Annotated in this window: 21 protein-coding genes; 13 read left to right on the forward strand and 8 right to left on the reverse strand. The window is 71.7% G+C overall.

Annotation, left to right across the window (positions count from 1 at the left end; all coding sequences use genetic code 11):
- Positions 1–13 precede the first annotated feature (13 nt).
- On the forward strand, positions 14–850 hold the full coding sequence (locus tag Nocox_RS34000) for a D-alanyl-D-alanine carboxypeptidase family protein (protein ID WP_246649646.1): 837 nt from the start codon (positions 14–16) through the stop codon (positions 848–850).
- On the opposite strand, the gene Nocox_RS34005 is transcribed toward Nocox_RS34000, so the two are convergent.
- A complete protein-coding gene (locus Nocox_RS34005) occupies positions 851–1,372 on the reverse strand; it encodes a hypothetical protein (protein WP_020541285.1) in 522 nt (173 codons plus the stop codon).
- 118 nt (positions 1,373–1,490) lie between these two features.
- Here Nocox_RS34005 and Nocox_RS34010 point away from each other — a divergent pair, with 118 nt between their 5' ends.
- Positions 1,491–1,784: a hypothetical protein gene (locus Nocox_RS34010; protein ID WP_020541286.1), complete on the forward strand. Its 294-nt coding sequence runs from the start codon at positions 1,491–1,493 to the stop codon at positions 1,782–1,784.
- A 21-nt stretch (positions 1,785–1,805) separates the two neighbouring features.
- Here the strand turns inward: Nocox_RS34010 and Nocox_RS34015 are convergent, their stop codons facing one another.
- The 3 genes from Nocox_RS34015 to Nocox_RS34025 form a co-directional block, all read right to left on the reverse strand.
- Entirely contained in the window at positions 1,806–2,069 is a 264-nt protein-coding gene (locus Nocox_RS34015) for a DUF4235 domain-containing protein (protein ID WP_026213940.1), read from the reverse strand.
- Positions 2,070–2,155: 86 nt separating this feature from the next.
- Entirely contained in the window at positions 2,156–2,962 is an 807-nt protein-coding gene (locus Nocox_RS34020) for a TrmH family RNA methyltransferase (protein ID WP_020541288.1), read from the reverse strand.
- Between the two features lie 19 nt (positions 2,963–2,981).
- Positions 2,982–3,755 (reverse strand): DUF4184 family protein, encoded by a 774-nt coding sequence (locus Nocox_RS34025; RefSeq protein WP_020541289.1) that lies wholly within the window; start codon positions 3,753–3,755, stop codon positions 2,982–2,984.
- Positions 3,756–3,879: 124 nt separating this feature from the next.
- Between Nocox_RS34025 and Nocox_RS34030 the strand changes: the two genes are divergently transcribed.
- The 11 genes from Nocox_RS34030 to Nocox_RS34080 all read left to right on the forward strand — a co-directional run bounded on the left by Nocox_RS34030 (position 3,880) and on the right by Nocox_RS34080 (position 18,500).
- Entirely contained in the window at positions 3,880–4,515 is a 636-nt protein-coding gene (locus Nocox_RS34030; protein ID WP_051112458.1) for a cation diffusion facilitator family transporter, read from the forward strand.
- 191 nt (positions 4,516–4,706) lie between these two features.
- Positions 4,707–6,482: a substrate-binding domain-containing protein gene (locus Nocox_RS34035; protein WP_246649647.1), complete on the forward strand. Its 1,776-nt coding sequence runs from the start codon at positions 4,707–4,709 to the stop codon at positions 6,480–6,482.
- Between the two features lie 101 nt (positions 6,483–6,583).
- A complete protein-coding gene (locus Nocox_RS34040) occupies positions 6,584–8,188 on the forward strand; it encodes an RNA polymerase sigma factor (RefSeq protein ID WP_020541292.1) in 1,605 nt (534 codons plus the stop codon).
- A 286-nt stretch (positions 8,189–8,474) separates the two neighbouring features.
- A complete protein-coding gene (locus tag Nocox_RS34045) occupies positions 8,475–8,846 on the forward strand; it encodes a hypothetical protein (RefSeq protein WP_020541293.1) in 372 nt (123 codons plus the stop codon).
- A complete protein-coding gene (locus tag Nocox_RS34050) occupies positions 8,843–9,976 on the forward strand; it encodes a GNAT family N-acetyltransferase (protein ID WP_020541294.1) in 1,134 nt (377 codons plus the stop codon). Before Nocox_RS34045 ends, Nocox_RS34050 begins: the two co-directional genes overlap by 4 nt.
- A gap of 157 nt (positions 9,977–10,133) precedes the next feature.
- Positions 10,134–10,967, forward strand: coding sequence for a glycosyltransferase family 2 protein (locus Nocox_RS34055; protein ID WP_020541295.1), 834 nt, complete (start codon positions 10,134–10,136; stop codon positions 10,965–10,967).
- Between the two features lie 21 nt (positions 10,968–10,988).
- Positions 10,989–11,930, forward strand: a complete 942-nt coding sequence (locus tag Nocox_RS34060; RefSeq protein ID WP_020541296.1) for a glycosyltransferase family 2 protein — start codon at positions 10,989–10,991, stop codon at positions 11,928–11,930.
- Positions 11,927–12,730, forward strand: coding sequence for a polysaccharide deacetylase family protein (locus Nocox_RS34065; protein WP_020541297.1), 804 nt, complete (start codon positions 11,927–11,929; stop codon positions 12,728–12,730). The genes Nocox_RS34060 and Nocox_RS34065 overlap by 4 nt, the downstream gene beginning before the upstream one ends.
- Positions 12,723–14,039: a lipopolysaccharide biosynthesis protein gene (locus Nocox_RS34070; RefSeq protein WP_051112459.1), complete on the forward strand. Its 1,317-nt coding sequence runs from the start codon at positions 12,723–12,725 to the stop codon at positions 14,037–14,039. Before Nocox_RS34065 ends, Nocox_RS34070 begins: the two co-directional genes overlap by 8 nt.
- A 1,055-nt stretch (positions 14,040–15,094) precedes the next feature.
- Positions 15,095–17,224: a hypothetical protein gene (locus tag Nocox_RS34075; RefSeq protein ID WP_051112460.1), complete on the forward strand. Its 2,130-nt coding sequence runs from the start codon at positions 15,095–15,097 to the stop codon at positions 17,222–17,224.
- A gap of 46 nt (positions 17,225–17,270) precedes the next feature.
- Positions 17,271–18,500 carry a DUF418 domain-containing protein gene (locus Nocox_RS34080; protein WP_020541298.1) on the forward strand — a complete coding sequence of 410 codons (1,230 nt, stop codon included), beginning with the start codon at positions 17,271–17,273 and terminating at the stop codon, positions 18,498–18,500.
- Here the strand turns inward: Nocox_RS34080 and Nocox_RS34085 are convergent.
- The 4 genes from Nocox_RS34085 to Nocox_RS34100 all read right to left on the reverse strand — a co-directional run bounded on the left by Nocox_RS34085 (position 18,478) and on the right by Nocox_RS34100 (position 22,545).
- Positions 18,478–19,209 carry a nucleoside/nucleotide kinase family protein gene (locus Nocox_RS34085; protein ID WP_020541299.1) on the reverse strand — a complete coding sequence of 244 codons (732 nt, stop codon included), beginning with the start codon at positions 19,207–19,209 and terminating at the stop codon, positions 18,478–18,480. The two genes, Nocox_RS34080 and Nocox_RS34085, sit on opposite strands and share 23 nt — an antisense overlap.
- Positions 19,210–19,231: 22 nt before the next feature.
- Positions 19,232–20,623, reverse strand: a complete 1,392-nt coding sequence (locus Nocox_RS34090) for a GH39 family glycosyl hydrolase (protein WP_246649649.1) — start codon at positions 20,621–20,623, stop codon at positions 19,232–19,234.
- Positions 20,624–20,730: 107 nt separating this feature from the next.
- A complete protein-coding gene (locus Nocox_RS34095) occupies positions 20,731–21,486 on the reverse strand; it encodes an SDR family oxidoreductase (RefSeq protein WP_020541301.1) in 756 nt (251 codons plus the stop codon).
- Positions 21,487–21,519: 33 nt separating this feature from the next.
- A complete protein-coding gene (locus Nocox_RS34100) occupies positions 21,520–22,545 on the reverse strand; it encodes a phosphotransferase family protein (protein WP_020541302.1) in 1,026 nt (341 codons plus the stop codon).

A 22,545-nucleotide genomic window follows, 5' to 3' on the forward strand; every position in this document is an offset into this window, starting at 1 on the left:
CACCATGTCTGGCATGCGTATTGCGGGATTGATGGTCTCTGCCACGCTCGCCGTGCTTGTCGGCTTCGCCACCCCTGCCGTGGCGGCCGACGCGCCGACGGTCAAGGCGGGCGAGGCGTACGTGGTCGACTCGGCAGGAACGATCCACTTCGGCAAGCGGCAGACCCGGCGGGTGCCGGTCGCCAGCCTGGTCAAGGTCATGACCGCGTACGTCGTGCTGCGCGAGGCCCGCCTCACCGACACGGTCACCGTCACCGAGGCCGACGTCAAGGACGCCGTCAGGGGCGGCGCCACCACGGCAGGGCTGCGCGAGGGCGAACGCCTCACGGTCAGGGACCTGCTCCACGGGCTGCTGCTGCCGTCGGGCGCCGACGCGGCCAGCGCCCTGGCCCGCCGCTACGGGCCCGGCAAGGCGGCGTTCGTCGCGAAGATGAACCGCACCGCCCGCGCCCTCGGCCTGGCCGACACCCGCTACACCAACGCCGACGGCATGCCCACGCCCGGCAACGGCGGCTACTCGACCGCCGCCGACCAGGTCAAGCTGGCGCAGCGGGCGCTCGCCGACAGCACGTTCCTCGCCATGGTGGGCACGAAGACGTACAAGGTGGGCAAGACCGCCGTGCACCGGGCGCACACCTGGCGCAACTCCAACGAGCTGCTCTCCCGCTCCTCCGGCGTGCTCGGCGTCAAGACCGGCTACACCAGGGCGGCCGGCTACTGCCTGCTGTTCGCCGCCGAGCGGAACGGCGTCCAGATCGTGGGCGCGCTGCTCCACGACGGCAGGGACCGCCGCTTCACCACGGCCGAGCGGCTGCTCGACTACGCCGAGAGGCAGATCGCGAGCGGTTGATCAGCCGAACGTCATCGTCCCCGTGCCGGAGAGGCGGCTCAGCCCCTGGGTGGCGCAGGAGACGAGACCCGCGCCGGGCGTCAGGCCGCCGCTCGCCCGGCGGCCCTTGAGCGGGCCGTAGGTCACCGTGCCGGTCAGCAGGCTGTCGGCGGGCCGGTGGGTGGCCAGGCTGCCCCCACCGCCGCTGATCGTGGAGGTGCCGACGGGCCGGCCGTCCCAGCCGAACCAGATGACGCTCGCGCGGGCGCGTACCCGGCCGGCGCTGGTGCAGGAGGCGTCGGCGGTGGCGCGCAGGGACACCCAGCCGGACCGCAGGGCGGAGGCCGAGCCGTCCGGCGAGACGCAGCCGGTGAGCTGGAGGTTGCCCCGCACGGTGACCGCCCGGGGTGTCAGCCCGGCGGGCGGCGTGAAGGCCAGCGGCCGGCCGGGCGGGGTCGCGACCGCGCAGGTCAGCGCGGCCGGTGGGGCGGCGGGCGGGGCGCCTGCCGCGACCGCCATCACGATGATCCACCCCAGGTCCATGAGCCTCCCCTGTCACTCACCGTCATGGCCGGGCCACGTCCTGCAGCATATGCCGAACCCCGTTCGCTTCGCCCGTCCCGCGGGTAGGGTGGGGCTCCCCCCTCGACAAAGGAAAGCCATGGCGGGATTCATCGAGGTCCGCACCACGGTCGAAGGCCACGAGAAGGCGGCCGCTCTGGCGCACGAGATCATGGGGGCGGACCTCGCGACCTCCATCGACATCGACGAGGTGCCGGCCCCCTCCTCCACCGCCGAGACGTCCACCTGGCGGCTCACTTTGCTCATCGCGGACGCGTACGCGCCCGCGCTGGAGGCGCTGATGCGGTCGTCAGGTCATGCCGGCCCGGTCGAGAGCAGACCGGTCACGCACGACATCGACAGCCACCCCGACTGGCTGCCCGGCCATCCCTGACCGGGCGCCCTCGGCCGGGGTTCAGCCCTTCCCGCCGCTCCTCACCGCCCGGCGGTGGAAGGTCTGCGCGCCCGCGCGGTGCACCGCGGCCTTGACCAGGCCGAAGATCGCGCCCTGCAGCGCGGCGGCGACCAGGATCTCCGCCCATCCACGCTCCAGGTCGCCGGCGTCCGGCGCGTCCTCCTCCCCCGACGCCATCGTCCACGCCCGCTTGAACAGCGAGGCGGCCAGCGCGGCGCTGAGCATGCCCATTCCGAGCGACAGTGCTTTCTCTACGGAGTGCATCTCACCTCTCCTCGACGACGCTGTCTGCCCGTGCCCCGTGTACGCCGCCTAAACCCGTTTCTCCCGCCCGGTCGCCGCGGCGGCCGTCAGTTCCGCATCAGCCCGTGGCAGGCGATGGCGGCGGCGGCCACCACGTTGAGCGAGTCGACGCCCGCGGCCATCGCCGCGGCGCTCATGGGGATGCACACCGCCCGGTCGGCCTCGTGCAGCCAGTGGGAGGACAGGCCGTCGCCTTCCGAGCCGAGCAGCAGCGCCATGCGCTCGGCGGGCTCGACGGCCTCCAGCGGGGTGGCGCTCTGGTCGGGGGTGAGGGCGAGCGTCGTGAAGCCGGCCTCGCGCAGCCGGGTCAGGCCGTCGAACCAGTCGTCCATCCGCGCGTACGGGATCGAGAACACCGCGCCCATCGAGACCTTCACCGCCCGCCGGTAGAGGGGGTCGGCGCAGCGCGGGGAGAGCAGGACGCCGTCCACGCCGAGCGCGGCGGCCGAGCGGAAGATGGCGCCGACGTTGCCGTGGTCGACCAGGTCCTCCAGCACGAGCAGGCGGCGGGCGCCGCCCATCAGCAGGTGCTCCACGGACGGCAGCGGGAGGCGTTCCATCGAGGCGAGGGCGCCGCGGTGGACCTGGAAGCCGACGATGCCGGACATGATCTCGTCGGTGACGACGTAGACGAGGGCGTCGCCCAGGACGTCGGCGAGGGACGGCAGCCAGCGGCGGGTGGTCAGGACGGAGCGGACGGGGTGGCCGGCGCCGACGGCCCGCCTGATGACCTTCTCGCCCTCGGCGAGGAAGAGGCCGCGTTCGGCCTCCAGGCTCTTGCGCAGCTCGACGTCCCGCAGGCGGGTGTAGTCGGAGAGGCGCGGGTCGTCGGCGTCGGTGACGTACTCAAGCACCTCTCGATAGTGCCAGGACTCAGGGGCCGTCAGGGACGGCCGGGCGGCGCCGCCTGAGCTGCCAGAGCGCGGCGTGGCAGGCGAGGACCAGGCACAGGCCGACGACGGTGCCCGCGCCGGTCTTGGTGAGGACGCTGGGCAGGCCGAGCGCCGGGGTCGGCTCGTCCACCAGGGGCCAGACGAGCGCCCCGGCGACGACGCCGGCCGCGCAGGCCGTGAGCACGCCGGCGCGTACGCGGCCGGAGAGGGCGAGCCGCTCGGGCACCGGCGCGGGCGCCATCCTGGCCAGGCCCCGCCAGGCCCACCACACGACGACGGCGAGGCCGGCGGCCGAGGAGGTGTACTGGAGGACCCGGAAGAGCGGCAGCACTCCGAGGACCTCCGCCGACAGCCAGTCGCCCCAGAGGGCGGGGCCGGTGGAGTGGGTGAAGGAGTCCCAGGCCACGTGGGTGGCGGCGCCGATCACGGCTCCGGCCAGGATGGGCAGCGGGCGGAGCCGCGCGGGCGCGAGCAGCGCGGCCCGGCCGGCGAGCGCGGGCGGCAGCAGGGCGATCAGGGGGTCGCGCAGGACGTGGTGGAACAGCGCGACCAGCAGCGCCGCCGCGGCGAGGTCGAGGGTGAGGACGCCGGTCCAGGAGTGCCAGTCGGTGTAGTCGGGCAGGAACGGCAGGAAGATCGGCAGGTCGGGCACCATCGCGCCCACGGCCAGCGCCCAGGGGTCGGCGAGGCGGCGCACCCGGGCCGCGGAGACCAGCGGCAGCACCGCCGCCATGTGCGCGGGCGTGAACGGCATCGGACTCTCCCCCTCGTCGCCCCCATTATCGGCCGATCTTGACCATTCTTTGCCGGGTCACCCGCCGATCTCGCGTACGGTGACGGGTACGTCACTCCAAGTCGCCAGACCCGGGAGGTTCGTCATGTCTGAGCAGCGGATCCATGAGCGCCCCGCGGTGTCGGCGGAGTGGCTGGGCGACGCCCGCGCCGCCCGCGTGCTCGCGCTCGTCACGCTCGGCTGGCTCGGCGTGGAGAGCACGCTCGGCCTGGTGGCCGGGATGGCGGCCCATTCGGTGGCGCTCATCGGCTGGGCGCTGTCCGCGCTGGTGGAGGCGGCGGCCAGCCTGATCGTGCTGTGGCGGTTCACCGGCTCGCGCACGCTGTCGCCGCGCGCCGAGGGCACGGCCCGGCGGGCGGTCGCCGTGAGCTTCTGGCTGCTGGCCCCCTATCTCGTCGCGCACGTGGCCTACGACCTGGGCGAGGGGCATCGGGCGGCGCCGAGCGTGCTCGGCATCGTGGTGACGGCGGTCAGCCTGGCCGGCATGCCGGTGCTGGGCGTGGCCAAGCGCCGGCTGGGCCGCAGGCTGGGCTCGGCCGCGACCGCGGGCGAGGGCACGCAGAACCTCATCTGCGGCGCGATGGCCGCCGGGGTCCTCGCCGGGCTGTGGCTCAACACGCTGGGCTGGTGGTGGGCGGACCCGGCGATGGCGCTGGCGCTCGCGGCGGTGGGCGTACGGGAGGGCGCGCGGGCCTGGCGCGGCCACGCCTGCTGCCACTGACCGCGGACCGTCAAGGGTTGTCGCACCCGCCGTCACCGGTCCCGCAGTGACCATGCTTGGTTACGGAGTGTTATCGCCGCACCAAAAGGGCTGTTTTGCACCACTGACCGCACCGAGTATCGTTCCCGGAGTATTGCGGAGCAACTCCCGCTAGGGTCTCCGAAAGGTCACGACACACCGAAGAGGACATCGTGGGGCGACACCGCACAGACGAGCTCGACGGCGGATACCGGCCCGCCGACCCCCCTTCGCGCCGGAGGGCGCGCAGCAGCCGGGGCCGCGTGCTCGTGCCGCTGGCCGGCGCCGTGGCGCTGGCGGTGCTCCTCGGTGTGGCCGCGTTCGTCATCTTCAACCGCGAGCACGACTGCTCGGGCGGCAAGCTCGCGCTGCGTGTCGTCGCCACCCCCGACATCCAGCCGGCGCTCAACAAGATCGCCAGTAACTATAACAAGGCCATGCACTCGATCGACAGCAAGTGCGTGGACGTGACGGTGACCAAGGAGTCGGCGGCCAGGACCGCCAACGCCGTCGCGGCGGGCAAGTCGAGCGCCGACTTCTGGGTGGCCGACTCCAGCCTGCTGCTGGAGAGCATGCGTACGGCCGCCGCCGGCGGGGACGCGCTGCCGCGGCCGGACGGCTCCGCCGCGCTCTCCCCCGTCGTGCTGGCGACGGCCAAGACCTCCGCGGCGAAGCTGGAGGGCACGCTCAAGCCGAGCTGGACCGCCCTGATCGCGGCGGCGAACGTGGCCAACGTGGACGGGCCCGGCAGGAAGGTCCGGGTGCTCGCCCTCGACCCGCAGAAGAACTCGGCCGGCCTCACCGCGCTGCTCGCCGCCGCGGGCACGGCCAAGGCGGCCAAGCAGGACAAGGCGCTGGTGGGCGCGCTCAAGGAGCTGTCGGGCCAGCTCGCCTCCGACTCCTCGGCGCTGCTGGCCAGCCTCACGGTGAAGTCGGGCAGCAGGGTGCCGGTGGGCGTGGCCTCCGAGCAGGCGGTCTACGTCCACAACACGCGCAAGCCCGAGGCTCCGGTCGTCGCCCTCTATCCCGAGGAGGGCACGCTCAGCCTCGACTACCCGATGACGATCCTCACCAAGGACGCCGCGACGCTCAAGGCGGCGGCGGGCTTCAAGAAGGAGCTGACCGGCGAGTCGGCCAAGAAGATCCTGCGCGAGGCCGGGTTCCGCAGCGCCGACGGCAAGGCGGGCGACAGCCTGTCGAAGGAGAAGGGCTTCACGCAGGAGACGCCGCAGGCGCTGACGCCGCCGGACGGGGCGACCGTGGCGCGGATGGTGCAGACCTGGTCCCGGCTGAACCTCGGCACCCGGCTGCTCACGCTGCTCGACGTCTCGGGGACGATGGCGCTGCCGGTGCCGGGCACGGGCATGACCCGCATGCAGGCCATCAACAAGATCGCCACCGAGGGGCTGGCGTTGTTCCCCGCCGACTCGGAGCTGGGGCTGTGGACGTTCTCCACGCATCTGGACGGTCAGGGCAAGGACTGGCGGGAGCTGGTGTCGGTCGGTCCGGTCAGCGAGCCGATCAACGGCACGCTGCGCAAGGAGATGCTGGTCAAGTCGTTCGCGCAGACGCAGGCCAAGGCGACGGGCGACACCGGGCTGAACGACACGGTCAAGGCGGCCTACGCGCAGCTCAGCAAGACGTACAAGGAAGACAAGATCAACACCTTGCTGATCCTGACGGACGGCGCGGGCAACGACGACCCCGACGGCGGGCTGTCCAACGCCGGGCTGCTGGACTACCTCAAGGAGACCTACAACCCGAAGCGGCCGATCAGCATCCTGCTCATCGCGTTCGGGCCGGAGGCGGAGAAGGGCAAGCAGCAGATGGACGCGGTGGCGCGGGCCACGGGCGGGGAGGCGTACATCGCCAAGGACGTCCTCCAGGTGCGCGACTTCTTCCTCCAGGGCATGGAGCGCCGCCTCTGCACGCCGAACTGCGACGGCTGACGTTTCATGCCCATCGGGCATGACGGGCGAACCCTCCAGAAAAGGGGCGCGTCCTCTCCGCGTGGGGCTCACATGCCCGTCTACCCGCGGGGAGGGAATCCGTGCCTGGATGGCCGACCGTCGATCGCGCCGCTGACCACGACCTGGTGGAGGCGCTGCGCCGCGCGGACCCCGACGCCCCCGCCACGCTCTTCGACTCCTACGGCGAGCGGCTGCACGACTACGCCTACTGCCTGACGGGCGAGCCGGACCTGTCGGCCGACGCCGTGCACGACGCCCTGGTCAGCGCCCACGGCTGGATCGAGCGGCTGAAGGAGCCCGGCCGGCTGCGGGCCTGGCTGTACGCGCTGACCAGGTCCCAGGTCGGGGCCAGGCTCGCGCACCGCGGCACGCCGCCGCAGGGCCCGCCGCTGCCCGACCCGGACGAGCAGCCCGACCCCGAGCTGGCCGACCTCGTGCACGAGACGCTGGGCGAGCTGGCCGGCCTCGACCGTGAGGTGCTGGAGCTGTCGCTGCGCCACGGCCTCACCCCGTCCGAGGTCGGCGCGGTGCTGGCGCTGACCTCGCGGCAGGCCGCGGCCCGGCTGGCCAGGGCCCGCGACCACCTGGAGATCGCCGTCGCGGCCGTGGTGCTGGCGAGGACCGGCCGGGCGCACTGCCCTGACCTGTCGGCGATGGTCGACTCCTGGGAGGGCCCTCTCACGCCCCTGCTCCGCCGGCGGCTGTCCGGGCACATCGGGGGCTGCGAGGTGTGCGGCGAGCGGCGGCGCGGCCAGGTGGACGGGCGGCGGCTGCTCGACCTGGTGCCGGTCGGGTACCCGCCGCTCTCCCTGCGCCGCCGGGTGATCGAGACCTGCGTGAGCCCCGGGCGCGACCAGGCCCGCACCCTGATCGTGGAGCGCGGCGAGGGTTTCGACCGGGCCGGGTTCCCGGTGGCGGGCGAGCGCCGCTCCCGCCGGCGCAGGCCGCTCCGCCTCGCGCCGGTGGTGCTGGCGGGCGCGTGCGTGCTGGCCGCGACCGGCGCGGTGGTCGTCATCAACGGGGGCGAGGCGGCGGACAAGACCTCGCTGCGGTTCGCGCCCGCCACGCCGGTCACGTCCGACGCGCCGCCCGCCGTGCCTTCCGCGTACGACGAGAGCCCCGAGCCGGTGCCGGACCAGGACGGGGTGACGCCGTCGCCGGAGCCGAGCCCGTCGGCCTCGCGCCGGTCCGGGCAGGACGGCCGGCCGGCGGCGGCCCGCCCGACCACCCGCCCGACCACCCGGCCGGCGACGCTGCCCACCGCGCCGCCGCGCCGGGCCCCGGCGCGGAACACCCGCCGCCCGGCCCCCGTGCCGCGGCTCGGCGCGTCCTGCCCGAAGGCGATCGACGGCGTGGCGCAGATCGGGCTGAGTGCCCGGGGCGCCGCGGTGTCCTGGTCGGCGGCCGCCTCGCAGGGGCTGGAGGTCTCCCCCGCGAGCGGATCGATCAAGGCAGGCGGCTCGGTGCGGATCCAGGTGACGGTGACCGAGCCGGAGGACGAGGGCGACGGGCGGGTGTCGTTCACCTCGAACGGCGGCACCTCGGCCTGCACGCTGACCTGGGAGGGAAGGCAGCCCGACGACGCGGGGCCGCCCGACCACGACCCCGTTCCCACACCCACAGAATCCACCGCGATTCCTACCGGAATGGCGAGTTCTGGAACTGATGACATGAATCGGGAATAAAGCGGGCATCAACGGACGGTAGACTGAAAATTTATCGACAAACGGGGACATAGCGGACCCCGACTCGTGGATCCCATGCCGCATAGGGCATTCTGGTGTGCTTGGGGACCGCGTCGGGGCCGGAGACCACTTGAGCGTGTGGTGAAGATCACACGAGAAAACTCTGCCTGCCGGTAAACCGAGGCGCGTCGCCAAGCGTCGGCATTGACGTGTCCGGGCACGGATTGGTCCCATGAACTGCGATCAATCGTGCTGTGACCAGTTGAGAGCAGGAGAGAATCGGGAAATGCTCAAGCAACGCCGCAAGGCCCTCGCCTGGGTGGTGGGGCTGGCCTGCGTCGCCGGAGCGGCGGTGGCCCTGTTCGACATCCAGACGCCGCTGCGGCCCTTCCTGATCTCCTTGTTCCTGCTCGTCGTGCCAGGAGCGGCGGTCGTGGGGTTGCTGCGCGATCGTGACCCCCTCGCCGCACTGTCCGTGGGAGCCGCGGCAAGTCTCGTCATGAACGTTCTGCTCGCCGAGGCCATGCTCCTGTTCGGAGCGTGGTCCCCGAGAGCCGGTGTCGCGACCGTCGCCGTCCTCGGCGGGTTCATGTACGTGCTGCGCGTCTTGTACCGGGGGAAGACCATGCAGACCGAACAGGGGGCCAGGGCAAGGTGAAAATCCAGGTAGTTCGGCCGGGAGAGCTCGGCGAGGCCGAGCGCGACCGATGGCGTGAGCTGCAGAAGGCCGACCCGAGTCTGGACAACCCGTTCCTGTCGGTCGAGTTCGCCGTGGCGATGGACCGTCTGCGCGACTACGTGAGGGTGGCGGTCGTCAGCGACGGCGGCCGCATCGCCGGGTTCTTCCCCTACGAGCGGCACAGCTTCGGCATCGGCAAGCCGCTCGGCGGCTTCCTGACCACGTGTCACGGCCTGATCTCCGGCCCGGAGCTGCGGCTCGACGCCAAGGCCCTGCTGCGCGCCTGCAAGCTCAGCGTCTTCGACTTCGACCACATGGTGGCCGGGCAGCCGACGTTCGCCCCTTACGAGCAGGACGTCCGCCCCGCCCCCGTGATGGACTTCACCCAGGGCTTCGAGGCCTGGCTGGAGCAGGTGAAGTCCAACTCCCCCAAGAACCTCAAGACCGTTCGCTACAAGGAGCGCAAGCTCGGCCGCGAGCAGGGCGAGCTGCGCTTCGCCTGGTCCACGCCCGACCCTGAGGTCCTGCGGATCCTGCTGGCCTGGAAGTCCGACCAGTACCGCCGCACCGGCCGCGTGGACCGCTTCGCCCAGCCGTGGATCGTCGAGCTGACCGAGATGATGCATGCCGAGAACGCATCGGACTTCGGGGGCGTTCTGACCATGCTTTATGCCGGTGACGTACCGGTGGCCGGGCATTTCGGGCTCCGTACGGCGACCACGCTTGTAGGGTGGTTCCCCGCCTACGACACCGAGTACGCCCGCTACTCGCCCGGGATCGTCCACCACCTGCAGATGGCCGAGGCGGCCGCGCAGTCCGGCCTGCACATGGTGGACATGGGCAAGGGCGGCAAGGAGTACAAGGACTGGCTCAAGAGCGGCACCCTGTACGTCGCCGAAGGCCGGGTGTCACGGCCGTCCGCGTCAGCGGCCGTGCACTGGATGGGCCGAACTCCTTTCAACAAAGCCCGAACAATTGTCATGGACCGACCGTCTCTCTATAGAGCGGCCGACCGCGTCCTGAAGGGTTTCGGTCGGGTGCGCACCTCGATGCAGCAGCAACAGGAGTCACCCAACGCAGTAGCGAACGAAGCGACGGGAGCGCGCTGACCGCTCCCACCCCAGCACCACAGCAGCCCGGCATCCCGTACACCCTCACTCCACAGGACCGTCCGATGCACCCGTCACCGGCATCGCCGTTTCCGCAGCACCCGGGAACGGTGCAGACCGGCTCGCAGCGGAGGGTCCCGGAAGGATTTCCCTCGCCATGAGTCCCGAGATCACCAAGCACAACGGCAAGGCCCACACCTCGCCCCTCCGTTCCATGCCGCCGCCCAGCAGCTTCACGCCCGTCACCCCGCACCTCGCCATCTCGCCGACGGTGAGCGTGGTCGTCCCGGCGATGAACGAGGCCGAGAACCTGCCGCACGTCTTCGCCACGATCCCACAGTGGATCGACGAGATCGTCCTCGTCGACGGCAACTCCGTCGACGACACGGTGGCCGTGGCCAAGCGCCTGCGCCCCAACGTCAAGGTGGTCACCCAGACCGGCAAGGGCAAGGGCGACGCCCTGGCCGCCGGCTTCGCCGCCTGCACCAGCGACATCATCGTGATGATCGACGCCGACGGCTCCACCGACGGCCGTGAGATCATCAACTTCGTGGGAGCACTGGTCACCGGCGCCGACTTCGTCAAGGGCTCACGCTACGCCTCGGGTGGCGGCAGCGACGACCTGACGATCAACCGGCGCCTGGGCAACAAGGTGCTCACCGGCATCGTCAACGTGATGTACAACACCAAGTACACCGACCTGTGCTACGGCTACAACGCCTTCTGGGCCCGTCACCTCGACGTGCTCAACCTCGACTGCGACGGCTTCGAGGTCGAGACGCTGATGAACGTGCGGGCGGCCAAGGCCGGGCTGAAGGTGTACGAGGTGCCGAGCCACGAGCGCAACCGCATTCACGGCGAGAGCAACCTGCACGTCGTGCGCGACGGTTTCCGCGTGCTCAAGACCATCCTGAAGGAGTGGCGCCGCCAGCCCAGCGCCCCGCAGCCCGAGCCGACGGCCCAGCCCGCAGCCGACCGGGGCGTCGCGTAATTTCCCGTTAAGAGGCATGTTGTGAACACGTCTGTTGTCATCTGCGTCTACACCGAGGACCGGTGGGAGGACATCAGGCAGGCAGTCGAGTCGGTCGAGAACCAGACACGCCCGGCACACGAGCTGATCCTGGTCGTCGACCACAACCCCGAGCTGCATCTCAAGCTCAAGCGCGCATACCCGCAGGCCGTCGTCGTGGAGAACACCCACGACAAAGGGCTGTCCGGCGGCAAGAACACCGGCGTCGCGACCGCGGGCGGCGAGATCGTCGCCTTCCTCGACGACGACGCCGTAGCCGATCCGGGATGGCTGGAAGCTTTGGAGGAGGGCTTCCAGGAACCCGGCGTGGTGGGCGTGGGCGGCCGCACCGAGCCCATCTGGGCCTCGGGGCGGCGGCCGGGGTGGTTCCCGTACGAGTTCGACTGGACGGTCGGCTGCACCTACCGCGGCATGCCCGCGGTGCGTGCGCCGATCCGCAACGTCATGGGCGGCAACGCCGCGTTCCTGCGCGACGCCGTGTCCGAGGTGGGCGGCTTCCACAGCGGCATCGGGCGCAGCGTGCAGGGACGCAAGTCGCGGCCGCTCGGGTGCGAGGAGACCGAGTTCTGCATCCGGCTGAGCCAGCGCAAGCCCGGCTCGGTCATGCTGTTCGAGCCGCGCGCGCTCATCGGGCACAAGGTGTCCGCGCAGCGGGAGCGGTTCGGGTACTTCCGGTCGCGGTGCTACGCGGAAGGGCTGTCGAAGGCGCTGGTGACGCGGGAGGTCGGCACCCAGGACGGGCTGTCCAGCGAGCGCGCCCACGCCATGAAGACGCTGCCGCTGGGCGCGCTGCGCGGCCTCGGCGAGGCGCTGCGCGGCGACCTCGGCGGGCTCGGGCGGGCGTTCGCGATCGTCATCGGGCTGGCCTGGACGACCTGGGGCTACGTGGTCGGCTCCGCGCGGCTGAAGGTGGCACGGTCATGACCCGCGTACCGATCCTGATGTACCACTCCGTCACGGACACGCCCAACGACGACACCAAGCCGCACGCCGTGCGTCCCGGCGACCTGGAGGAGCAGCTCGACCACCTGAGGAGCGCCGGCTTCACCCCGCTCACCCTGGGCGACCTGGTGGCCGCGCTCAACGGGATCGACGGTCACAGCGTGCCGGCCAAGCCGGTCGTGCTGACCTTCGACGACGGCTACGCCGACTTCCACAGCCACGCGCTGCCGCTGCTGGAACGTTACGGCTTCCCCGCCACGGTCTTCCTGACCAGCGGCTGGGTCGCCGACGCCGGGGCCGAGGCCGCGGGCCGCCCCCTGGACGCCATGCTGTCCTGGGGGCAGGCCCGCGAGGCCGCGCAGACCGGCATCGAGATCGGCGGCCACAGCCACAGCCACCCCCAGCTCGACCAGCTCCCCGACGACGAGCTGCGCCAGGAGCTGCGCAGGAACAAGGGCCTGCTGGAGGAGAAGATCGGCGCGCCGGTCGCCACCATGGCCTACCCGTACGGCTACAGCAGCGCCCGCGTACGCCGTGAGGTGCGCAAGGCGGGCTACTTCGCCGCCTGCGCCGTCAACAACACGATCGCCGCCGATCGCCACGACATCCTCGCCATCCCCCGGCTGACGGTCGGCAAGGGCCAGACCATCGGCATGTTCAAGCGCGCCGTCGAAGGCAACGCCGTGCCCCTCATCTACCTGCGCGAGCGCATCCTCACCAAGGGGTACGCGGTCGTGCGGCGCACGAGGTACGGGCTGCAGCGGGTGCGCGGAAATGTCTAGCGTCCGGGGCAGGATCCTCCACGATCTGCGCAACCCGCTCTTCCGCCAGGGCTATGCCCTCATGGCCAACACCGTCGTCACCGGCGTGCTCGGCATGGGCTACTGGCTGCTCGCCGCGCACTACTACACGCCCGAGGAGTTCGGCCGCGGGCAGGCCGTCATCACCGCGATGCGGCTGTTCGCGTCGCTGACCGCGCTCGGCTTCGTCGGCGCGCTGGCCCGCTTCCTGCCGGTGGCGGGCCGCCGCACCCCTGAGCTGATCCTCAGGGGGTACGGGCTGGCCGCCGCCACCGGGGGGGTGGCGGCGCTCGGCTTCCTGCTGACCCTGCCGATGTGGGGGCGGACGTACCAGGTGCTGGGCGGGTTCGGGCCCGGACTGTTCTTCCTGGGGTCCGTCCTCGTGTGGGCGGTCTTCACGCTCCAGGACGTGGTGCTGACCGGGCTGCGGCGGGCGACCATCGTGCCGTTCAACAACCTCGTCTTCGGCCTGGTCAAGATGGGGCTGCTGGTCGCGCTGGCGGGCGCGCTGCCCTCGGGCGGGATCTTCGTCTCCTGGATGATCCCGACCGCGCTCGCGCTCATCCCGATCAACTGGCTGATCTTCGGCTTCGTCGTGCCGCGGCACGTCAAGCAGGCCGACCCGGCGCAGGAGCCGCCGCGGCTGCGGGAGGTCGGGCGGTTCCTGGCGGGCGACTTCCCCGGGACGCTGTCGATCCTGGCGATCGTCTACCTCGTGCCCGTGGTCGTCGCCACGCAGGTGGGCGAGGCCACGTTCGGGCGCTTCTCCATGGCCCACACGCTGGCCAGCATGATCGAGCTGCTGGCCATGAACATGGCCGTCTCGCTCACCGTCGAGGGCTCCTTCGACCGGGCGCGGCTGGCCGAGAACTGCCGGCGGGCGCTGCGGCGGGCGTTCATGATCGTGACGCCGATCATCACCGTGGCGATCCTCGGCGCGCCGCTCATCCTGACCATCTTCGGCTCGGAGTTCGCCGAGGAGGGCACGCTGCTGCTGCGGCTGATGGCGCTGGCCGTGCTGCCGCGGGTGCTGATCGAGGTGTACCTGAGCGCGCTGCGGGCCCAGAGCAGGGCGCGGGCGCTCGCGGCCGTGCAGATCGGACTCGCCGCGCTGGTGCTGGTGTCCACGATGGCGCTGTTCCCGTTCGCTAACGTGAACGCCGTGGGGTACGGGCTGCTCTTCAGCGAGCTTCTCATGGCGATTTTGATCTTCGGAAAGCTCCGTAAAATTCTCAGAATCGACGAAACAGGGCGGGAGACTGTCACCCAGGGGTTGTCCGGGGCCTCATGATGGTCAGCGTGAGGCAACGGGACGGCGATGGCATGAGGAAGGGGAGCGGCGGCTCCTCGGACGTGCGCGGGGACAAGGAGGAGTCGGACGTGCCCTTCGATCCGGACGCTACGGGGATCATCCCCAGACTGACGTTCGACGAGGAGCCCTCCGGCCGCGGTCCCGGCACGAGCTCCAGCGAGCCCGCGGGCGCCGACGCCCCTGCCGAAGACGCCCCTGCTGAAGACGCCCCTGCTGAAGACGCCTCTGTCGAGGGCGCCGCCGGCGGCGACGAGGCCGGGGACGGCGGGGACAGCCCTGTCGGCGGGGACGGTGCCGGTGCCGGCGGGAACAGCTCTGCCGGCGGGGACGCCGACGAGCGTGCCGCGGACCAGACCGCCACGTTCCGCATCCCCGCCCTCCACATCGGCCGACCGCCGACGATGGAGGAGGCCGCCGACCTGTCGACCGCCGGAACGGTCTCCATGCCCGTTCCCCCGGGGACGCGGCCGGAGGCGGCTACGTCCCTGGACGCCCGCCCCACCCCTGACGACGACGCTGAGGACGCCGAGGCTTCCGTTCCCGCCGCCGAGACGGCGCGCCCCACTTCCAAGACGCCTCAGCCTGGTACGTCCGCCGCGGAAGGACCCGCTTCTGGAGGGTCCGCTGGTGCTGGGCCCGCTTCCGGAGCGGGGGCGGCGGAGACGACGCGGGCCGTGTCGCGGGCGTCCATCCCGCTTCGTGCACCTGCGAGCGGTGCGGCGGCGGCTCCCGTTGCCGGGTCCGCGCCCAATGCCGTGCCGAATGCCGTGCCGAATGTCGCGCCCAATGCCGTGCCCAATGTCGCGCCCGATGCCGCGGCGAGGCCCGTCTCGACGGCTGCGCCCGATGTCGCGCGTCGGTCCGGTGCCACGGCCGCCTCCACCCTCGCTCCCCCTCCCCCTGCCCCTCCTCCTGCCACGCCGGCCGTCGCGCCGGACGTCGCCGCTGCGCCGGCGCCCGGGGTTGCCGGGAAGGGCGGGGTCGCGGACAAGGGGGCCGGGACGGCCGGTGGGGTCCTGGGGCGGCTCGGGGCGTTGCTGGCGAGCGCCCCCAAGTGGCTGCCGGTCCTGCTGGTGCTGGAGGGCCTGGTCATGTACGTCCTCGCCCTGAAGGTCCCCCCGGGGCCCTTCCGCGGCGTGGATCCGGCCGACATCGACGGCCTGGGACTGATCTCCGCGCTCCCGGCGACGGCGTTCCTGGCGATCCTCATCATGATCGTGTCGTTCTTCGTCACGGTCGCCCAGAGCACCGACCGCAAGTTCCTGCTGCTGTTCCAGATCGCGGCCATCACGTTCGCGCTGCACGGCGCGGGCGCGCTGGTGGCGTCGGAGCCGCGTTTCCCGACCGCCTACATCCATGCCGGTTTCGTGGAGTTCATCAGCAGGACCGGCGAGTCGGCGATCAGCATCGACGCCCGCATGGGCTGGCCGGGCTTCTTCGCGTTGTTCGCGTTCGTCACGAAGGCGGCCGGCATCCAGGACATGACGACGATCCTCCAGTGGACGCCGCTCCTGTCCAACCTGCTCTATCTGCTGCCGTTCGTCCTGATCCTGCGTCAGGTGGTGGCGACGACGCGGGCGCGCTGGTTCGCGGCGCTGCTGTTCGTCCTGGTGCAGTGGATCGGCCAGGACTACTTCTCGCCGCAGGGCTTCACGTTCGCGCTCTACCTGGCGTGGGTGGCGATCCTGCTGCGCTGGTTCGGGCGGGTGGAGCCGCGCACCAAGCCGATCGCGCCGAAGGGGCTGCGCAGGCTGATCGGCCGGCTGGACGCGATGACGCCGGGCGAGCTGGCCAACACGGGGACGTTCCGGGCCGACAAGCTGCTCATGTTCATGCTTCTGGTGGCGCTGTTCCTGGCGTCGGTGGCCTCGCACCAGATCACGCCGTTCATGATGCTGGGCGTGCTGACGGCGCTGCTGATCTTCAGGCGGACGTCGCTGACGTGGGCGCTGCCGTTCTTCCTCGGGCTGGCGGTGCTGGCCTGGATCAGCTACATGACGGTCGGCTTCTGGTCGAGCCAGATCGACGCGATCTTCGGCGGCCTCGGCAACATCCTGCAGAACCTGCGCAGCAACACCGGCGACCGCATCGAGGGCAGCGACCCGGCGCACGCCATGGTGCTGCAGGCCCGGCTCGGCATCCTCGTGGTGATCCTCAGCCTGGCCGCGACGGGTCTGGTGCGGCGGCTGCGGCGCGGGGTGTTCGACCGTTCGGCGCTGATCCTGCTGTGCGTGCCGGTGCTGGCGCTCGGCCTGCAGAGCTACGGCGGCGAGATCGGGCTGCGGATCTACATGTTCGCGCTGCCGGGGGCGTGCCTGCTGGCCGCGTACGCCTTCTTCCCCAACCTGCCGGCCGACAGCGCGGACGTGCGCGAGGAGACCGTGCCGCTGCGCAGGCGCAACGTGCGCTTCGACCCGCGGCTCACCAAGAAGCTCTCGGTGGTGCTGGCGGCCTGCTTCGCGGTGCTGTTCGCCTTCGCGTTCCTGCTGGCCCGCTACGGCAACGAGAAGTTCGAGCGGGTCACCACCGGCGAGGTGTCGGCCCTGCACCACGTCTACGCGAACGACAAGCCGAGCGCCCGCGTGCTCTACCTGGTGCCCAAGCTGGGGCCCGAGGTGACGCCGACCATGCCGTGGGGCGAGCGGGACGTCGAGATCGTCAGCTTCAACGTGCAGGCGCTGGTCCACAAGGATCCGGCGCAGATCGCGGACGCGGTCAAGGCGCTGAAGGAGCAGCCGCGGAACTCGTACCTGATGGTGAGCCGCGGCCAGGTGAGCTACCTGCAGCTCAACGAGGGCTATCCGGCCGACTGGGGCGAGCGGTTCCGCGCGGCGCTGGACGCCTCGCCCGACCTCAAGCGGGTCTACTCCAACGCCGACGCGGCGCTCTACACGTGGAAGAAGTTCGTCCGCGGCACGGAGACGCCGGAGCCGAGGCCGTACAAGTCGGCCCGGGGCGAGCCCACCTCGCCGTGGACGCCTGTCGGTATCGCGGCTCTCGGGGTGACGTGGGCTACGCTCTTCGCATACGAGGTCATCCGCCTCAACGGCCCCAACCGGGCCAGGAAGGCGCGCAGGCGGCTGCTCTACCTGGCGGTGCCCGCGTTCGTGGTGGCGTTTGCCGTGATCATCGAACGATTCGTCTATATTGCGGCAAATAGCTGAGTTAATTCCCAGGAAACTCTCAGGATGTACGGGATGATGGCCTGCGATGAGGTCACACCAGTCACATCCCACCATCCTGGACGCGCCGCCCGGCACGGGTAAAGGCGCGCGGATCGCCTCGGTCGACGCGCTGAGGGGCTTCGCGCTGCTGGGCATCCTCGTCGTGAACATCGCGTTCCTGGCCTCCGGCTACCGGATGGCCGGGCACGCGGAGCCGGCGTTCCAGGGGCCGCTCGACTGGGGCGTGCGCTGGTCGGTCACGCTGTTCCTGGAGAACAAGTTCTACCTGCTGTTCTCCTTCCTGTTCGGCTACAGCTTCACGCTCCAGCTCGACTCGGCCGCCCGGCAGGGCCTCCGCTTCACGCCGATGTTCCTGCGCCGGCTCGGCGGGCTGTTCCTGCTGGGGCTGGCGCACGCGGTGCTGCTGTTCCCCGGCGACATCCTGACCACGTACGCGGCGGTGGGCGTCGCCCTGCTGGTGCTGCGCCGGATCACGCCCAAGGCGGCGGTGGTGCTGGCCGTGGGGCTGACGGCGCTGCTCGCGCTGGCGTTCGTGCTGCTCGCCGTCCTCACGTCGACCGGGCTGGACATGAGCCACACGGTGGCGGACACGGCCGCCGAGGCGGCCCGCTCGGACCAGGCGCTGGTCGGCGGGGTCTGGCAGATCATCACCGAGCACGTGCGCAAGCTGTCGCTGATCCTCGTCCTGCGGGTGTTCTTCCAGGGGCCGGCGGTGCTGGCCGCGTGCCTCATCGGGCTGGCCGTGGGCAAACTCGGCCTCCTGCGCGACCTCTCCGCCCACCAGGACACGCTGCGCAGGCTCCAGTGGATCGGCTTCACCGTGGGCCTGTCCGGCGCGCTCTTCTACACCGCCTCGGCCTGGACCGGCGCGGTGCACAAGTTCTGGGGCGAGGCGGTGGACCTGGTGACGGCCCCGCTGCTGGCGGCGGCGTACGCGGCCACGTTCCTGCGGCTGCTGCCGCACCTGCCGGGCCTCGGCCGCGTCCTCGCCGCCCCCGGCAGGATGGCGCTGTCCAACTACCTCGCGCAGTCGCTGATCTGCTCGCTGATCTTCACCGGCTACGGCCTGGCGCTCGTGGACCGGGTCAGCCCGCCGCTGGAGGTGGCGATCGCCTGCGGCGTCTTCGCCGTCCAGGTCCTCGCCAGCCAATGGTGGCTCGGACGGCACCGGTACGGGCCGGTCGAGTGGTGGCTGCGGCACCTGACGTACTGGCGCCGCCCGGCCGGCGCGGTCATCCCGCCGCCGGGAGGATGAGGCGGGGCCGGTCGAAGGCGGTGTTGTCGACGATCGCGTCCACGCGGCCCAGCGGGTCGGCCTCGGCCAGGTAGACCCGCGCGGCGGCCAGGTAGCGGTCGCGGTGCACCGACTCGGCCGCCGAGCCGGCCCAGTCCTGGTCGCGGGCGGCGCCGCGGCGGACCGAGAGCTCGGCGTCGACGTCGATCCAGATCCGGTAGTCCCAGAAGCCGTCGAGCTCGGGGCGGAAGGCGAAGACGCCGTCGGCGACGAGCACCGCGTCGGCGGTCAGCGGGGTCGTGACGGCCGAGTGGTCGACCTGGGTCAGGGGGTCGATGGAGCACAGGGCGCACGCCACGGCCTCGGGCGAGCGGAAGGGGTCGAGGAGGACGCGCCTCAGCGTGTCGTAGTCGTAGGCGTTGCGGTAGTAGCCCTCGCCCGACTCGCGGTCGTACAGGTGGCGGTCCTTCCACGGCTTCTTGAAGTCGTCGAGCGTGGCGCGCAGAACCGTGCGGCCGCGGGCGGCGAGCTCCGCGGCCAGCTCGTGGCCGAAGCTGGTCTTGCCGGCCGCGGTGAGGCCGTCGATGCCCACCAGCAGCCGCCCGGAGCCGCGGGCGAGGACCCGCCCGGCCAGCTCGGACACCAGCAGGGCGCGGCCGGCGGAGGCCGGCGGCGGGACCGGCTGCCGCCAGGTCGAGACCGAGTGGTGGACACGTGATTCCGGTGGCACGCGCCCCACGATAGCCGCGGGCCTACGCGCCGCCCCGGCCGGCCCACTTGATCTCGTACGGGGCGAGGGCGACCTGCCGGCCGTCCACGGTGGCGGTCACCTGCTCGCCGGTCGTGTTGACCATCACGACCTGGCGTTCCTGGCCGAGCGCCTTCACCCTCGGGTCCGAGGACTGGACGTCGGTCAGCCGGACCCCGTTCGGGAACCACCTGGTGAAGCCGCTCAGCAGCCCCGCCATCGGCAGCTCGCCGCCGACCTTGGGGGCCCACAGGCAGCCGGGGCACTCGCCCTCGTCCTTCTGCTGCGGGTTCCAGTAGAGGGCCGTCGTGACGCCGCCGCGCGCGAACTCCATGAGGGCCGCGGCCTGCACCGCCGTGCGCTTCTCCTCGCTCCAGCCGGAGTTCTCCGGCTCGACGTACCACTCGGCCCACCACACCGGCAGGTCGCCGCTCTGCTGCCGCAGCCAGGTGGTGATGGCGCCGAACTTGCCGAGGGCGGTGAAGTCGTCGGGAACGTTCCCCTTCTCGTTCGTCATCGAGGCGCCGTCCACGACGATGAAGTCGGCGCCCTTCTTGTGCTCCAGCCAGTAGCGGATCGCGTCGAGCGCCCGCTGGTCCACCGTGCCCCACGGCCCGCTCAGCTCGGCGCCGGCGTCGGGGCGCGTGCTGCTGCCGATCGACATGTACGGCCCGCCGACCTGGATGTCCTTGTCGACCTTCTTCAGCGCGTCGTAGACCTTGTTGTACATCTCGGTGTAGCCGCGGGCGTCCCACTTGTTGGTGGTCGGGTCCCAGAAGCCCTTGAACTCGTTCCACACCATGTAGTGCTTGACCGTGGGGTACTGCTTGGCCACCCGCGCGGCCAGCGCGGCGAAGTCGTCGAAGTGCTCGGGCTCGGGCGCGACCGTGTGGTTCTTGCTCCAGTCCGTGCGGCCGGGCTGCCCGCCCTTCATCCAGTCGGGCGCGCAGCACAGCGTGATGACCGGCACCGCCCGCGCCGAGGACATGAACGTCAGCCGCCGGTCGAGGTCGCGGAAGCTGAACCGGCCGGGGCTCGGCTCCGGGTTGCCCACGCCCCAGCCCATGATGTGCTGGTTCTGCAGCATCGGCACCCGCCCGAGCACGCCCCTCGCCTGCTCGACGACCTCCTCGGGCTCGTTGTCCGCGCTGTACTGGGTGTGCGTGACGCCCCAGCGCGGCCAGGCCTCCAGTTCGGGCGGCGCCTCCAGCGTGGGGGCGGGGGCCTCGGGCTGGGCCGTGGCCACGTCGCTGCCGGAGAACCCCTCGCGGGACTTCGAGCGCATGGAGGCGTAGACCATGATGCCCGCCACCAGGACCACCGCGAGGATTCCCGCTCCGACGGCGATGGGCCAGGGCGATCGTCGGCGCGCGTGCCGGCCGTCGGTCGGAATCACGGGAGGCTCCTCACGGAAGGTGGCGGAACGTTCGAAGGGCCGGGCCACGGGGCCCGGCCCTCATTAAAGTAGTAGCTCCGCTTGCATGTGGCTTGCCGCGCCCGGACTCACTGTTCCACGTCCGGGGGCCGCTGGCCGCCGGCCGGGCCCGGCACCCCGGCGTAGCGGTAGGGCACCGGCTGCCGTCCCGGCTGGACGACGAGGAGCGTGCCGGGCGTGTCGGTGTAGAAGGCCGACTCGACGGCGGCCGCCACGTCCTCGGCCGTGAGGAGCGGGAACCCGGCGCTGGTGAACATCTCCTTGGCCGCCGCCACAAGAGGGGTGTCGGTGAAACCGGGGCAGACCGCGCTGATGCGGATGCCGCGCGCCGCGAGCGGCTCGGCCAGCGCGCGCACCAGGCCGACCACGGCGTGCTTGGTCATCGTGTAGATCGGGTCGCCGGCGAAGCCGACCAGCCCGGCCAGCGACGCGGTGACCACGATCGCCCCGCCGCCGCCGCGTTCGAGCAGCGGCACGGCGGCGCGCGCCCCGAACACCACGCCGTCCACGTTGACGCCCATGACCTGCCGGTAGCGGTCGAGGTCGAAGTCGGCCAGGTCCACCCGCCCGGTGACCCCGGCGTTGAGGTGCACGAGGTCCAGCCGCCCGTAGCGGCTCTCGGCCAGGGCCACGGCCTCCAGCGAGGCGTCCGGGTCGCCGACGTCGGCCGCCAGCCACACGCCGCCGACCTCCTTCGCCAGCCGCTCGACGCCCTCGGCGTCGAGGTCGACGAGGACGCACCGGGCGCCGGACGCCGACAGGCGACGGGCCGTGGCGGCGCCGATGCCGCTCGCCGCGCCGGTGATCAGTGCAACAGTGCTCATGACACTCCCTGGGGGTCGGGCCTGGCGACGGGATCAGACCTGGTCGAGCGTGCGGTGCGCGCGCGAGATGAGCGTCGGCACCGCCGCGCCGATCCGGTCGAACCCCTCCCCCACGGTCTTACCCTGGCGGAAGCGGGCGTGAATACCCTCGATGATGACCGCGAGCTTGAAGTTCCCGAAGGCGACGTAGAAGCCGAGGTCGGTGATCTCCCGGCCGGACGCCTTCGCGTAGTGCTCGGCGAACTCCGCCGCGTCCAGGAACCCGGGCGCCAGCGTGGCGTCGCCGGCCACCGGGATGCCCGCCCGCTCGTCGTCGCCGCGGCTGTGCCAGTACGTCAGCGTGAGCCCCAGGTCGGCCAGCGGATCGCCGAGCGTGGACATCTCCCAGTCGACCACGGCCAGGATCTCCAGGTCGCCGGCGCTGACGAGGGTGTTGTCCAGCCGGTAGTCGCCGTGCACGAGCGTGCCGGGGGCCTCTGAGGGCAGCCGGTCGCGCAGCCGGCGGACGAGCCGGTCGTACTCCGGCAGGTCGGCCGTCTTCGACCGCTCCCACTGCTGGCACCAGCGGTCGAGCTGGCGGGCCATGTAGCCCTCGGGCCGGCCGAAGTCGCCGAGCCCGACCTCGCGGTAGTCGACGGCGTGGATGGCGGCCAGCACCTCGGCCAGCCGCTCCGACAGCCGGCGTACGCGCTCGGGCGGCGGGTCGCCCAGCTCCTCCCGGGTGCGCATGGCGGCGCCGGGCACGTGGCCCATGAGGTAGAACGGCGCGCCGATCACGTCCTCGTCGCCGCAGAAGGCGACCGGATCGGGCACCGGCACGGGGGTCGGCGCGAGGGCGGAGATGACGCGCCACTCGCGCCGCATGTCGTGGGCAGTGGGCAGCACGTGGCCGAGCGGCGGGCGGCGCAGCACCAGCCGGCGCTCACGCGCCTCGACGAGGTAGGTCAGGTTGGACCTGCCGCCCGAGATCAGGGACACGGACAGGGGCTCGCCGGCGTCGGGCACGTTCCGGCCCATCCACGCGACCAGCCGGGGCCACTCGATGCCAGGTACGGTCAT

The sequence above is a fragment of the Nonomuraea coxensis DSM 45129 genome (genome assembly GCF_019397265.1).
GTDB lineage: Bacteria > Actinomycetota > Actinomycetes > Streptosporangiales > Streptosporangiaceae > Nonomuraea > Nonomuraea coxensis.